The sequence below is a fragment of the Pseudomonas sp. GL_117 genome, assembly GCF_057835125.1.
This window is the reverse complement of record NZ_CM174418.1, coordinates 1,650,380-1,663,048: the sequence shown is the minus strand read 5'-3', so window position 1 is coordinate 1,663,048 and position 12,669 is coordinate 1,650,380. Positions and strand designations below refer to the sequence as shown.

Below are 12,669 nucleotides of genomic sequence, written 5' to 3'. Positions count from 1 at the left end.
GTTATCGTTGCTCTCTCATTATTATCATCACCAGCCGCCCGAAGCCCCACCGCCGCCGAAACCACCACCGCCGCCACGGAAACCGCCGCCACCACCGCCGCCACCACCACGGCCGCTGCTGCTGAGAATCGCCAGCAGAATCGCGCCCACCGGCAGGCCCAGGCGATTGCACAACCACAACACGCCGATCAGCAGGATAAATAAGCCAATGGAAAACCCGGGATTATCCTTGGCAAAGTTGGCATCCGCCACATGCGCCGGCACGGCCAGCGGTTCGCCGCCCACCACCTGCAGCATCGCCGCCACGCCGTCGCTGATGCCCTGGCTGAAGTTACCAGCCTTGAACTTCGGTGCGATCACCTGGTTGATGATCACCCACGCTTGCGCATCGGTGAGCACACCTTCCAGGCCGTAGCCGACTTCGATGCGCAATTTGCGCTCATCGCGGGCGACGATCAGCAGTGCGCCGTTGTCCTTGCCCTTCTGGCCGATGCCCCAGTGGCGGCCCAATTGGTAACCGAAGTCTTCAATGGGCACGCCTTGCAGGTCGGGCACGGTGACCACCACGATCTGGTCGCCCGAGGTCTGCTCCAGCGCCTGCAATTGCTGGGTCAGCCGCTCGCGCGTGGGCGCGTCGAGCATCTGGGCGTTATCGACCACCCGCCCGGTCAGCGCCGGGAATGTCAGCGCCGCCTGGGCCGCGCCCACGCAAGCCAACAGCCACAGCGCCAGGCCTATCCTTAGTAAACGCATCGACACCTCAGTGCAGCTTTACTTGAACTTCACTTGCGGCGCTTTATCGGCGTCGGCGCTGGTGGCTTCAAACGAGGCGCGGATCGGCAAGTCGCTGTACATCACGCTGTGCCACAGCCGGCCCGGGAAGGTGCGGATCTCAGTGTTGTAGGCCTGCACCGCCTGGATAAAGTCGCGGCGCGCCACGGCGATGCGGTTTTCGGTGCCTTCAAGCTGGGATTGCAGGGCCAGGAAGTTCTGGTTGGCCTTGAGGTCCGGATAGCGCTCGGACACCACCATCAGGCGGCTGAGGGCGCCGCTCAAACCGTCCTGGGCTTGCTGGAACTGCTTGAGTTTTTCCGGGTTGTCGAGGGTGCTGGCATCCACCTGGATCGAGGTGGCCTTGGCCCGCGCTTCGATCACCGCGGTGAGGGTGTCCTGCTCATGGGCGGCGTAGCCCTTGACCACTTCCACCAGGTTGGGGATCAGGTCGGCACGCCGTTGGTACTGGTTCTGCACCTGGCCCCAGGCGGCTTTGGCCTGTTCGTCCAGTGTCGGAATATTGTTGATGCCGCAACCGCTGAGCACGCTGCTGATCAATAACAATGCCGCGGCTTTCAAGCCCCAGCGGTAACCCTGTGCTGCTTGCATGGTGTTTCTCCTGGCGAACTTTGATGGAATTTGGCAACCGTGAGGCATAATCCGCTACCACGACTGGATTGCATCGAATCAATCAGCTAAAAAGATGCCCACCGCAAACAAGAGTTCCGAAGTGTGCGGCATTTGTCGGTATAACACTCGAACAACAACGTACGCTCCCCACATTTTGGCAGAACAGCGCATTTTCGCTGTGCAGTGAGCCGAAAAAGGATATTCATGAAAAAGCTGTGTTTGCTCGGCCTTGTTGCCACTCTGGCCAGTCACCCCGTATGGGCAGAAACAAAGCCTGCTGCGCTTAAAGACAAGGACGCCTTCGTCAGCGACCTGCTCAGGCAGATGACCCTCGATGAGAAGATCGGCCAATTGCGCCTGATCAGCATCGGCCCCGAAATGCCCCGCGAGCTGATCCGCAAGGAAATCGCCGCCGGTCGCATCGGTGGCACCTTCAACTCGATCACCCGCCCGGAAAACCGTCCGATGCAGGACGCGGCGATGCGCAGCCGCCTGAAGATCCCGATGTTCTTCGCCTATGACGTGATCCACGGCCACCGCACTATCTTCCCGATCAGCCTGGCACTGGCCTCCAGCTGGGACATGGACGCGATCCACCGCTCCGGGCGCATCGCCGCCCAGGAAGCCGCAGCCGACAGCCTCGACATTACCTTTGCGCCGATGGTCGACATCTCCCGCGACCCGCGCTGGGGCCGTACCTCCGAAGGTTTCGGCGAAGACACCTACCTGGTTTCGCGGATTGCCGAAGTGATGGTCAAGGCGTTCCAGGGCACCAGCCCCGCGAATGCCGACAGCCTCATGGCCAGCGTCAAGCACTTCGCCCTGTACGGCGCGGTGGAAGGCGGGCGCGACTACAACGTGGTCGACATGAGCCCGGTCAAGATGTACCAGGACTACCTGCCGCCGTACCACGCGGCAATCAAGGCCGGTTCCGGCGGTGTGATGGTGGCGCTGAACTCGATCAACGGCGTGCCCGCCACCGCCAACACCTGGCTGATGAACGACCTGCTGCGCAAGGACTGGGGCTTCAAGGGCCTGGCCGTGAGCGACCACGGTGCGATCTTCGAACTGATCAAGCACGGCGTGGCCAAGGATGGGCGTGAAGCCGCCAAGCTGGCAATCAAGGCCGGTATCGACATGAGCATGAACGACTCGCTGTACGGCAAGGAATTGCCAGGGCTGCTCAAGTCCGGCGAGATCGAACAGAGCGACATCGACAACGCCGTGCGCGAAGTACTCGGCGCCAAGTACGACATGGGCCTGTTCAAGGACCCGTACCTGCGCATCGGCAAGGCTGAGGATGACCCGGCCGACACCTATGCCGACAGTCGCCTGCACCGCGCCGAGGCGCGTGATATTGCCCGTCGCAGCCTGGTCTTGCTGAAAAACCAGAACAACACCCTGCCACTGAAAAAATCCGCGACCATCGCCCTGGTCGGCCCGCTGGCCAAGGCACCGATCGACATGATGGGCAGTTGGGCCGCCGCCGGGCGCCCGGCGCAATCGGTGACCCTGCTGGACGGTCTGAACGCGGTGATCGGCGAAAAAGGCAAAGTGATCTATGCCCGCGGCGCCAACATCACCAACGACAAGGCCGTGGTCGACTACCTCAACTTCCTCAACTTCGATGCCCCGGAAGTGGTGGACGACAAGCGCGCACCGCAAGTGTTGATCGACGAAGCGGTGAAAGCCGCCAGGAATGCCGATGTGATCGTGGCAGCGGTGGGTGAGTCCCGTGGCATGTCCCACGAATCCTCCAGCCGCACCGACCTGAACATCCCGCAGAGCCAGCGCGACCTGATCAAGGCGCTGAAAGCCACCGGCAAGCCGCTGGTGCTGGTGCTGATGAACGGCCGCCCGTTGTCGATTCTCGAAGAGAACCAGCAGGCCGACGCGATCCTGGAAACCTGGTTCGCCGGCACCGAGGGTGGCAACGCCATCGCCGACGTGCTGTTTGGTGACTACAACCCATCGGGCAAGCTGCCGATTACGTTCCCACGTTCGGTGGGGCAGATTCCGACCTACTACAACCACCTGACCATCGGCCGGCCGTTCACGCCGGGCAAGCCGGGCAACTACACCTCGCAGTACTTCGATGACACCACCGGGCCCTTGTTCCCGTTTGGGTATGGCCTGAGCTACACCACGTTCAGCCTGTCGGACATGGCGTTGTCGTCCACCACCTTGAACAAGACCGGCAAGCTTGATGCCAGCATCACGCTGAAAAACACCGGCAAGGTCGACGGCGAAACCGTGGTGCAGCTGTATATCCAGGACGTGGCCGGTTCGATGATCCGCCCGATCAAGGAGCTGAAGAACTTCCAGAAGGTGCTGCTCAAGGCTGGCGAAGAACGCACGCTGCACTTCAGCATCACCGAGGACGACTTGAAGTTCTACAACACCCAGCTCAAGTTCGCGGCGGAACCGGGTGAGTTCAATGTGCAGATCGGGTTGGATTCCCAGGATGTGCAGCAGCAGACCTTTGAGCTGCTCTGATCCAAAGCTGTAAATGCAGTCAGTGTAGGAGCTGGCTCATGTGGGAGCTGGCTTGCCTGCGATCGCATCACCTCGGTATGACTGATACACCAAGGTTCCTGCATCGCGGGCAAGCCCGGCTCCCACATGAGCCAGCTCCCACATTCAGATCGAGTTGGTCTGGTTAACCGCGTCGGTTGAGCACGTTGACCACCAACCGATCAATCCACCCCCACACCCGCTGCTTCACTCGCCGCCACAACGGCCGCGACTTCCACGCCTCCAGGCTGACCGCCAGGCTCTGGGCAAAATCCCGCTCGAAACTGCCCGCCACCGCTTGCGTCAACTCTGGGTCCAACGCTTCCAGGTTGGCATCTAGGTTGAAGCGCAGGTTCCAGTGATCGAAGTTGCACGAGCCGACACTGACCCAATCGTCCACCAGCACCATCTTCAAGTGCAAAAAGCATGGCTGGTATTCAAAGATCTGCACCCCCGAGCGCAGCAGGCGCGGGTAATACCGGTGCCCGGCATAGCGCACGGACGGATGGTCGGTGCGCGGGCCGGTCAGCAGCAAGCGCACATCCACCCCGCGCCCTGCCGCCCGGCGCAATGCGCGGCGCACGCCCCAGGTCGGCAGGAAGTACGGGGTCGCCAGCCAGATACGTTGCTGGCCGCCGTTCAAGGCGCGGATCAGCGATTGCAGAATATCCCGATGCTGGCGGGCGTCGGCGTATGCAACACGTCCCAGCCCCGGCCCGGTGGCGGGCGTTCTGGGTAAGCGCGGCAAGCCGAAACGGGTCGCGGGTTTCCATTCGCGGCGGGCGGCGTTGGCGTGCCATTGGCGGTCGAACAGCGCCTGCCAGTCCTGCACCAGCGGGCCGCTGATCTGCACCATCACTTCGTGCCAGTCGGCCGTGTCGTGGCCCGGGTTCCAGAATTCATCGGTAACACCGGTGCCGCCGACGAAGGCGCAGCCCTGGTCCACCAGCAGCAGTTTGCGGTGGTCGCGGTACAGGTTGCGCATCCAGCGCCGCCAGCTCAGGCGATTGTAGAAACGCAGTTCCACACCGGCATCGGTCAGGCGTTTGCGCAGCCCGAGGGTAAACGCCAGGCTGCCGTAGTCATCAAACAGGCAGCGCACCCGCACACCCCGTTCAGCGGCAAGCACCAACGCCTGCACCATGGCCTCGGCACAGGCGCCGGCTTCCACCAGGTACAACTCCAGTTCAACCTGCCGCTCGGCACGGGCAATCTCCACCAGCATCTGCGGGAAGAAATTCGGCCCGTCGATCAACAACTCGAAGCGGTTGGCGCCGCGCCACGGGAACACTGCGCCGCCCACGGTCAGCGCGCCGTAAAGATCAGCACCGCACCCACCGGCACCGACAAGCTGATCGACGCCAAACCGGCCGCCTTACGCAACGCTGCCACACCGGGCATCAAATCGAAGTCCTCGGCATGCATCACCACCGGCTCCAGGGTCACGACCTGGAAGCGCCGGTCATCCAGGCGCGTGGCGAGCAGTTCGGCGTTGTAGGTCTGGGTCTTGCCATGCAGGGTGACGCGCAGCGGCAAGCGCAGTTCCAATTGCGCGCCGGGGGCCAGGTCATTGATGGGTTGCAGGTTGATCTGCGCGTTGATCAGCGCGTCGGGAAAGGTCTTGATTTCGAACAGGTCATTGCGCATACGCTCATCGCGCAACGGAATGCCGCTGTTGATCGACTCCAGCTCCACTTCGACCTGCGCCGCCCCGTTGCCGTCGACTTTGCCATGCAGCACCAGAAAGCGCTGCACTTCGGCGATGTCGGCGTTTTTGCTTGTGACGAAGGACAGGCGTGAGGATTCGTTATCCAGATACCAGTCGGCATGGGCAGGCACGGCAGCGGCGGCCAACAGAGCGAAGGCCAGGGGTTTGATCAGCATTAAAGACTCGTAGGGAGAAAAACCTGCACGAACCTTAAGCGCAATGTCACAAGCGGCGCAAATCCAATCTGGGCACGGGTTTGTGTGGAGTGGCGCTTGTGTGGGAGCGGGCTTGTGTGGGAGCGGGCTTGCCCGCGAAGGCGGTGTGTCAGATACAGACTTGCTGGCTGATCCACCGCATTCGCGGGCAAGCCCGCTCCCACAAGGGATATGAGGCGTATCAGGGATTGAGGCGGCAGCCAAGGCGGTCGCCGAGCCAGCGCGCGCTGTGGGTGCGGCCCAGCCCGCTGGCGGTGACTTCGCTGCGTTCCGGGTTGTCGGTGAATGCGCTGACCGGCACGTACTGCTTTACATACCCGCGGCAATACTCCGCCGGATGGTTCGCCACATACCGGCACGAGCAATACTCCTTCGCCGTGTAGGCCGCGATGATGTCGGGAAAGGCTTGCAGGTTGACGCGCTCGTGCCAGATCCACCCCAGCAACACGAGCAACAACAGCAGCAACAGGCTTGTAAACGGCCGACCACGGATCATGGCTGCACCGCCGCGAGCACGCGCTTGAGCAGTTCGTTGTGGCGGTAACTGCCGTCGCGATCATCGCCGTAGCGCACGATCACCAAGTGTTCGTCGGGCATCACATACAACGCCTGTCCCCAATGGCCCAGGGCGGCGAAGGTATCGGCGGGCGCATCCGGCCACGGCCTTTGGGCGCCTTGATTGAGCCACCAGTGCCCGCCCGGCACGGCTTCATCCTGGCCGGCCTGGTAGTGGGCAAACGCCTGGCGATTGAAGGCAATCCATTCCTTGGGCAGCAACTGCTGCTCGCCCCAGCGACCGTCCCGCGCCATCAACAGGCCGACACGCGCGAGGTCGCGGGCAGTGAGGTAGGCGTAGGACGAGGCGACAAAGGTTTCATCGGCATCGGTTTCCCAGGTCGCGTTGTGAATGCCCAGCGGCTTGAACAGCGCATCCCACGGGTAACTCATGTAAGCCTTGTGGCCAAGCATGCCCTTGAGGGCGGCGGACAGGATGTTGCTGTCGCCGCTGGAATAACGGAACACCTGGCCCGGCGCGTGGGCGGCGTCGGTGTCGGCGGCGAACTCAGCCATATCGCGATGGCCACGGGTGTAGAGCATCGCCACCACCGAGGATTTCAGCGGGGCGTATTCGTAGTCCTCCTGCCAGTCCAGACCCGAGGCCCAGTGCAACAGGTCGGCCATCGTCACCGTGGGGTGCTGCTTCATCGGCGGATAAAACCGCGCAGCCGGGTCGGTCAGTTTGAAGCGGTTTTCACCGTAGGCCACGCCCAACACCGTCGCCATCAGGCTTTTACTCACAGACCAAGTGAGGTGCGCAGTGCTGGCCGTGGTCGGCGCGGCGTAGCGTTCGTAGATGACCACGCCATCACGGACCACCAGCAGCGCATCGGTGCGAATGCCTTGGCGGGTGGCGTCGTCGCGCGGGGGAAATGCGTAGGCGTTCAAGGCATCGAGCGCGGGGCCTTCGATTTGCGAGCCCCTGGCCCACTCCTTGGCAGGCCAGGTTTCGGCGTGGGCGGTAACGGTGACTGACAGCAGGGCAACACACAACAGGCCTCTGACCATGGACGCGGACTCAAGGGGGGCATTCAAGCCCGCGAGGCTAGCGCAGGGCAATGACAGATTCGCGACAGGGCAGCCTGTCATCCAAGCGTCACCATAACTTCATGGAGATGACACCGGGCCTCCATAGCCTGAGTTTGGACAACAAAGTCGACCGGCCGAAATCGTGGCCGGCACTCGGAGACTCGCCATGACTCAGATCGCCCGCATCAGCGACACCGGCAATGAACGCCGTCTGCAAGCCGAACGCCTGGTTGGCGCGCAGGCATTGCAGGAAGCCCAGGCCTTGCGGTTCAACGTGTTCAGCGGCGAATTCAACGCCAAGCTGAAAGGCGCGGAACTGGGTCTGGACATGGATGACTATGATGTTCACTGCAGCCACATCGGCGTGCGGGACTTGAACAGCGGTCGTTTGGTCGCCACCACCCGCTTGCTCGACCACGCGGCCGCCAGCACCTTGGGTCGGTTCTACAGCGAAGAAGAATTCAGCTTGCATGGCTTGCTCCACCTGCAAGGCCCGATCCTGGAAATCGGCCGCACCTGCGTCGACCCGGCCTACCGCAACGGCGGCACCATCGCCGTATTGTGGGGCGAGTTGGCCGAAGTGCTGAACCAGGGCGGCTACAGCTACCTGATGGGCTGCGCGAGCATCCCGATGCACGACGGCGGCATCCAGGCCCACGCGATCATGCAGCGCCTGCGCGAACGCTACCTGTGCAACGAACACCTGCGTGCCGAACCGAAAAAACCATTGCCGGCGCTGGACCTGCCGTCCAACGTCATCGCGGAGATGCCACCGCTGCTCAAGGCCTACATGCGCCTGGGTGCGAAGATCTGCGGCGAGCCGTGCTGGGACGAGGACTTCCAGGTGGCCGACGTGTTCATCCTGCTCAAGCGCGATAACTTGTGCCCGCGCTACGCCCGCCACTTCAAGGCGGCCATGTGATGAGCCGCCTGCGGGTGTACGGGCGCATTGCCCGCGTGCTGGTGGTGGTGGCGCTGGGCTTGAGCATGGCCAGTGTGTTTGGCCTGTTCGAGCGCTTGGGTATCGCCAATTCGATGCTGCGGCGCCAGCGTTGGTCGCGGTTTTTCATGGCGCGGCTGACCAACGCCCTGCCCTTTCGCGTAACGGTACACGGTGAGCTGCCGACCCAGCCGATGCTGTGGGTGAGCAATCACGTGTCGTGGACCGACATTCCATTGCTGGGCGCCGTGGCCCCGATGTCGTTCCTGTCCAAGGCCGAAGTGCGCACCTGGCCGGTGGCCGGTTGGTTGGCGGCGAAGGCCGGCAGCTTGTTCATTCGCCGTGGTTCGGGCGACAGCCAGTTGATTCGCAAGCAGATGACCCGCCATCTGGAGCAACAGCACCCGCTGTTGATGTTCCCCGAAGGCACCACCACCGACGGGCGCAGCCTGCGCACCTTTCACGGGCGCTTGCTGGCCAGTGCGATTGATGCGGATGTGGCGCTACAACCTGTAGCGATCCGCTATCTGCGCGAGGGTCAGGTGGACGCATTGGCGCCGTTCATTGGCGATGATGATTTGCTCTCGCACCTGATGCGCTTGTTTGCCAATGATCAGGGCGATGTGGAAATTCATCTGCTCAAGCCGATTGCGTGCGCCGGGCAGGAGCGTGCGGCGCTGGCGTATCAGGCGCAGCAGGCGGTGCAGAAGGCGCTGTTCGGGCCGGTGCCAGAGGCGGAAGAGGTAGAGGCTCGACCTGCATTTGCAGCATGAACACAGTTCAAAATGTGAGAGCTGGCTTGCCTGCGATAGCGGTGGGTCAGCTACACATGTATCAACTGGCAGACCGCCATCGCAGGCAAGCCAGCTCCCACATTTAGATCTCAGTGTTCAGTTGGGCTTGTGCAAAAGCCTGTAGCTGTGGATAGAACACTCGGAAGTCGTCACTCAGCGGTTCATACAACACCCGCAATTCCTGCATGGCATGTCCGAGTTCCTCAGGCTGCGTCAACCGCCGCGAAATCCCCCGCAGCACCTGCTCCATCACTGCAAACTCACGATACGAACCCAACCAGTCATCGGCCGCCATATACGGCGCAATCTGCGCCAGCCGCCCCGGCAGTTGTGGCTCGGCCGCCAGCACGCGGTACACCTGCGAGGTGAAGCGCTCCAGCGGCTGGTCGGCATACAGCGCCCAATCCCGCGCCAGGCAGTGGTCGAAAAATACGTCGAGGACGATCCCGGCATAACGCCGGCGGGTCAGGCTGAAGCGCGACAACGCCTGCCCCACCAATGGATGACTGTCGGTAAAGCGGTCGATGGAACGATGCAGCTGGATCGCCGCCTCGATTGACGGGCTGAACTGGCCTTGCAGGCGGCCTTTGACGAAGTCGCCATAGAGGCTGCCCAGCAGTTGCGCAGGAAGTTGGCCGCCCAGGTGCAGATGTGCGAGATAATTCATGGCGCGCAGTTTAGCACTGCCGCCAACGTATCGTTATAACCCGATATATCGATTTGGTCTGTTCTCAGAGCAAAATCATATTGGTATATCGGGATATAACGATTTAAGGTTCGCCTCATCGCGATATAACGCTTCAAGACACCGAGCACCTGCCATGTCCATCGACCTCGACGAAATAATAAAAGCCCTGGCGCACCCAGTACGGCGAGACATCCTCAACTGGCTGAAAGACCCGAAAGTGCAATTCCCCGAGCAACTGCACAACCACGAATACGGCATCTGCGCCGGGCAGATCGACCAACGCTGCGGCTTGTCCCAGTCGACCGTGTCGGCCCACCTGGCGACCTTGCAGCGCGCAGGTTTGATCAGCAGCCAGAAGGCCGGGCAGTGGCACTTTTTCAAACGCAACGAGGACACCATCCAGGCGTTCCTCGATGCGCTCACTACAGAACTCAGCGCACCGCTGTAAAGGAACCCCAATGCCCCTCTCGCTACTCATACTGGCCCTGAGCGCCTTCGCCATCGGCACCACCGAGTTCGTCATCATGGGCCTGTTGCCCGATGTGGCGGCGGACCTCGGTGTGTCGATCCCCGGCGCCGGTTGGCTGGTCACCGGCTACGCCCTGGGCGTGGCCATTGGCGCGCCGTTCATGGCACTGGCCACCGCCAAGCTGCCGCGCAAGGCCGCCCTGGTAGCGTTGATGGGCATCTTTATTGTCGGCAACCTGCTCTGCGCCCTGGCAAGCGACTACAACGTGCTGATGTTTGCCCGTGTGGTCACCGCGCTGTGCCACGGCGCGTTCTTCGGGATCGGTTCGGTGGTCGCCGCCAACCTGGTGCCAGCCAACAAGCGCGCATCGGCCGTGGCATTGATGTTCACCGGCTTGACCCTGGCCAACGTGCTGGGCGTACCGTTGGGTACGGCGTTGGGCCAGGCCGCCGGCTGGCGCTCGACGTTCTGGGCGGTGACCGTGATTGGTGTGGTCGCGCTGATCGGCCTGATCCGCTTCCTGCCGGCCAAGCGTGACGAAGAAAAACTCGACATGCGTGCCGAACTGGCGGCCCTTAAAGGTGCTGGTATCTGGTTGTCGCTGACCATGACTGCGCTGTTCTCCGCGTCGATGTTCACCCTCTTCACCTACGTCGCGCCGCTGTTGGGCGACGTCACCGGCATCTCGCCCCAAGGCGTGACCTGGACCCTGCTGTTGATCGGCCTGGGCCTGACCCTGGGCAACATCGTCGGCGGCAAGCTGGCGGACAAACGCCTGGCCGCAACCCTGATCGGCGTGTTCATCAGCATGGCGGTGGTGTCCACCGCGCTGAGCTGGACCAGCATCGCCGTGATCCCGACGGAAATCACCTTGTTCCTGTGGGCCACCGCCGCGTTCGCCGCCGTGCCTGCGTTGCAGATCAACGTTGTGACCTTCGGCAAAGCCGCGCCGAACCTGGTGTCCACCTTGAACATCGGTGCCTTCAACATCGGCAACGCCCTTGGCGCCTGGGTCGGCGGCAGCGTGATCGCCCACGGTTTCGGCCTCACCAGCGTGCCATTGGCCGCCGGTGCCCTGGCGATCCTCGCGCTGCTGGTGACCCTGATTACTTTCCGTCAGAACGGCGATGCCGACCTGGCCCCTGTGACCAACTGATCAACTTCAAAGAGAAGGTGTTTTCCCATGACGACTATTTTCGATCCGATCAAACTGGGCGACCTGGAACTGTCCAACCGCATCATCATGGCGCCGCTGACCCGCTGCCGTGCCGATGAAGGTCGCGTGCCCAACGCGCTGATGGCCGAGTACTACGTGCAACGTGCTTCCGCCGGGCTGATCCTCAGCGAAGCCACCTCCGTGACGCCGCTGGGCGTGGGTTACCCGGACACCCCGGGCATCTGGTCCAACGACCAGGTACGTGGCTGGGCCAACGTCACCAAGGCCGTGCACGCCGCGGGCGGCAAGATCTTCCTGCAACTGTGGCATGTGGGGCGCATCTCCCACCCGTCGTACCTGAACGGCGAAACCCCGGTGGCCCCGAGCGCAATCCAGCCTAAAGGCCACGTCAGCCTGGTGCGCCCACTGGCCGACTACCCGACCCCACGTGCCCTGGAAACCGCGGAAATCGCCGACATCGTCGACGCCTACCGTACCGGCGCCGAGAACGCCAAGGCCGCTGGCTTTGACGGCGTGGAAATCCATGGTGCCAACGGCTATCTGCTCGACCAGTTCCTGCAAAGCAGCACCAACCAGCGCACCGATAACTACGGCGGCTCCCTGGAAAACCGTGCACGCCTGCTGCTGGAAGTGACCGACGCCGCCATCGAGGTCTGGGGCGCAGGACGTGTGGGTGTGCATTTGGCACCACGTGCCGATTCCCACGACATGGGTGACGACAATCTGGCAGAGACCTTCACCTACGTCGCCAGCGAACTGGGCAAGCGTGGCATTGCGTTCATCTGCTCCCGTGAAAAAGAAGGCGCGGACAGCCTCGGCCCACAACTGAAGAAAGCGTTCGGCGGCACCTATATCGCCAACGAACGCTTCACCAAGGACAGCGCCAACGCCTGGCTGGCCTCGGGCAAGGCGGATGCGGTGGCCTTTGGTGTGCCGTTCATTGCCAACCCGGACCTGCCGGCGCGCTTGAAGGCTGATGCGCCGCTGAACGAAGCGAATCCGCAAACCTTCTATGGCAAAGGCCCGGTCGGCTACATCGACTACCCGACCCTCGCGCTGTGATGTAACAAGCTGAAACGAAAAAGCCCCGGTTCGCAGGAACCGGGGCTTTTTCATGGGGGCCAGGAAACATTCCTTCACACCCCTGCAACAAAATCCCTACAAAATACTTAG

The 12,669-nt window shown here is 62.4% G+C and carries 13 protein-coding genes; 6 read left to right on the top strand and 7 right to left on the bottom strand.

What is annotated here, in order from left to right; all coding sequences use genetic code 11:
* Nucleotides 1–27: 27 nt before the first annotated feature.
* Together AC3ISR_RS07440 and AC3ISR_RS07435 are read right to left on the bottom strand one after the other, a co-directional pair.
* Nucleotides 28–753 carry a TPM domain-containing protein gene (locus AC3ISR_RS07440; RefSeq protein WP_192299257.1) on the bottom strand — a complete coding sequence of 242 codons (726 nt, stop codon included), beginning with the start codon at nucleotides 751–753 and terminating at the stop codon, nucleotides 28–30.
* 18 nt (nucleotides 754–771) lie between these two features.
* Nucleotides 772–1,383, bottom strand: coding sequence for a LemA family protein (locus tag AC3ISR_RS07435; protein WP_192299258.1), 612 nt, complete (start codon nucleotides 1,381–1,383; stop codon nucleotides 772–774).
* A 225-nt stretch (nucleotides 1,384–1,608) separates the two neighbouring features.
* Between AC3ISR_RS07435 and bglX the strand changes: the two genes are divergently transcribed.
* Nucleotides 1,609–3,900, top strand: coding sequence for a beta-glucosidase BglX (gene bglX, locus AC3ISR_RS07430; protein ID WP_192299259.1), 2,292 nt, complete (start codon nucleotides 1,609–1,611; stop codon nucleotides 3,898–3,900).
* Nucleotides 3,901–4,063: 163 nt separating this feature from the next.
* On the opposite strand, the gene AC3ISR_RS07425 is transcribed toward bglX, so the two are convergent.
* From AC3ISR_RS07425 to AC3ISR_RS07410, 4 genes are all read right to left on the bottom strand, one after another.
* Nucleotides 4,064–5,221, bottom strand: a complete 1,158-nt coding sequence (locus tag AC3ISR_RS07425; RefSeq protein ID WP_463984404.1) for a phospholipase D-like domain-containing protein — start codon at nucleotides 5,219–5,221, stop codon at nucleotides 4,064–4,066.
* Between the two features lie 2 nt (nucleotides 5,222–5,223).
* Entirely contained in the window at nucleotides 5,224–5,802 is a 579-nt protein-coding gene (locus AC3ISR_RS07420; RefSeq protein ID WP_192299261.1) for a YceI family protein, read from the bottom strand.
* 220 nt (nucleotides 5,803–6,022) lie between these two features.
* Nucleotides 6,023–6,337, bottom strand: coding sequence for an amidase (locus tag AC3ISR_RS07415; protein ID WP_192299262.1), 315 nt, complete (start codon nucleotides 6,335–6,337; stop codon nucleotides 6,023–6,025).
* Nucleotides 6,334–7,407 carry a serine hydrolase domain-containing protein gene (locus tag AC3ISR_RS07410; protein WP_192299263.1) on the bottom strand — a complete coding sequence of 358 codons (1,074 nt, stop codon included), beginning with the start codon at nucleotides 7,405–7,407 and terminating at the stop codon, nucleotides 6,334–6,336. The genes AC3ISR_RS07415 and AC3ISR_RS07410 overlap by 4 nt, the downstream gene beginning before the upstream one ends.
* 187 nt (nucleotides 7,408–7,594) lie before the next feature.
* On the opposite strand from AC3ISR_RS07410, the gene olsB reads away from it, so the two are divergent.
* Both olsB and AC3ISR_RS07400 read left to right on the top strand, forming a co-directional pair.
* Nucleotides 7,595–8,350: an L-ornithine N(alpha)-acyltransferase gene (gene olsB / locus AC3ISR_RS07405; protein WP_105525131.1), complete on the top strand. Its 756-nt coding sequence runs from the start codon at nucleotides 7,595–7,597 to the stop codon at nucleotides 8,348–8,350.
* Nucleotides 8,350–9,141, top strand: coding sequence for a lysophospholipid acyltransferase family protein (locus tag AC3ISR_RS07400; RefSeq protein ID WP_192299264.1), 792 nt, complete (start codon nucleotides 8,350–8,352; stop codon nucleotides 9,139–9,141). Before olsB ends, AC3ISR_RS07400 begins: the two co-directional genes overlap by 1 nt.
* A 103-nt stretch (nucleotides 9,142–9,244) precedes the next feature.
* On the opposite strand, the gene AC3ISR_RS07395 is transcribed toward AC3ISR_RS07400, so the two are convergent.
* Nucleotides 9,245–9,829 carry an acyl carrier protein phosphodiesterase gene (locus tag AC3ISR_RS07395; RefSeq protein WP_192299265.1) on the bottom strand — a complete coding sequence of 195 codons (585 nt, stop codon included), beginning with the start codon at nucleotides 9,827–9,829 and terminating at the stop codon, nucleotides 9,245–9,247.
* A 154-nt stretch (nucleotides 9,830–9,983) separates the two neighbouring features.
* Here AC3ISR_RS07395 and AC3ISR_RS07390 point away from each other — a divergent pair, with 154 nt between their 5' ends.
* The 3 genes from AC3ISR_RS07390 to AC3ISR_RS07380 are packed head-to-tail and all read left to right on the top strand — an operon-like array spanning nucleotide 9,984 to nucleotide 12,558.
* Nucleotides 9,984–10,298 (top strand): ArsR/SmtB family transcription factor, encoded by a 315-nt coding sequence (locus AC3ISR_RS07390; protein WP_192299266.1) that lies wholly within the window; start codon nucleotides 9,984–9,986, stop codon nucleotides 10,296–10,298.
* A 10-nt stretch (nucleotides 10,299–10,308) separates the two neighbouring features.
* On the top strand, nucleotides 10,309–11,475 hold the full coding sequence (locus AC3ISR_RS07385) for an MFS transporter (protein ID WP_463984403.1): 1,167 nt from the start codon (nucleotides 10,309–10,311) through the stop codon (nucleotides 11,473–11,475).
* 27 nt (nucleotides 11,476–11,502) lie between these two features.
* Nucleotides 11,503–12,558: an alkene reductase gene (locus tag AC3ISR_RS07380; protein WP_192299268.1), complete on the top strand. Its 1,056-nt coding sequence runs from the start codon at nucleotides 11,503–11,505 to the stop codon at nucleotides 12,556–12,558.
* Nucleotides 12,559–12,669: the final 111 nt, after the last annotated feature.

Excerpts from the sequence above, each read along its gene's own strand:
- AC3ISR_RS07435 (WP_192299258.1), bottom strand. The coding sequence starts at position 1,383 with ATGCAAGCAGCACAGGGTTACCGCTGGGGCTTGAAAGCCGCGGCATTG.
- AC3ISR_RS07410 (WP_192299263.1), bottom strand. The coding sequence starts at position 7,407 with ATGGTCAGAGGCCTGTTGTGTGTTGCCCTGCTGTCAGTCACCGTTACC.
- AC3ISR_RS07400 (WP_192299264.1), top strand. The coding sequence starts at position 8,350 with ATGAGCCGCCTGCGGGTGTACGGGCGCATTGCCCGCGTGCTGGTGGTG.
- AC3ISR_RS07440 (WP_192299257.1), bottom strand. The coding sequence starts at position 753 with ATGCGTTTACTAAGGATAGGCCTGGCGCTGTGGCTGTTGGCTTGCGTG.
- AC3ISR_RS07390 (WP_192299266.1), top strand. The coding sequence starts at position 9,984 with ATGTCCATCGACCTCGACGAAATAATAAAAGCCCTGGCGCACCCAGTA.
- AC3ISR_RS07380 (WP_192299268.1), top strand. The coding sequence starts at position 11,503 with ATGACGACTATTTTCGATCCGATCAAACTGGGCGACCTGGAACTGTCC.
- bglX (WP_192299259.1), top strand. The coding sequence starts at position 1,609 with ATGAAAAAGCTGTGTTTGCTCGGCCTTGTTGCCACTCTGGCCAGTCAC.
- AC3ISR_RS07415 (WP_192299262.1), bottom strand. The coding sequence starts at position 6,337 with ATGATCCGTGGTCGGCCGTTTACAAGCCTGTTGCTGCTGTTGTTGCTC.
- AC3ISR_RS07420 (WP_192299261.1), bottom strand. The coding sequence starts at position 5,802 with ATGCTGATCAAACCCCTGGCCTTCGCTCTGTTGGCCGCCGCTGCCGTG.
- AC3ISR_RS07385 (WP_463984403.1), top strand. The coding sequence starts at position 10,309 with ATGCCCCTCTCGCTACTCATACTGGCCCTGAGCGCCTTCGCCATCGGC.
- AC3ISR_RS07395 (WP_192299265.1), bottom strand. The coding sequence starts at position 9,829 with ATGAATTATCTCGCACATCTGCACCTGGGCGGCCAACTTCCTGCGCAA.
- olsB (WP_105525131.1), top strand. The coding sequence starts at position 7,595 with ATGACTCAGATCGCCCGCATCAGCGACACCGGCAATGAACGCCGTCTG.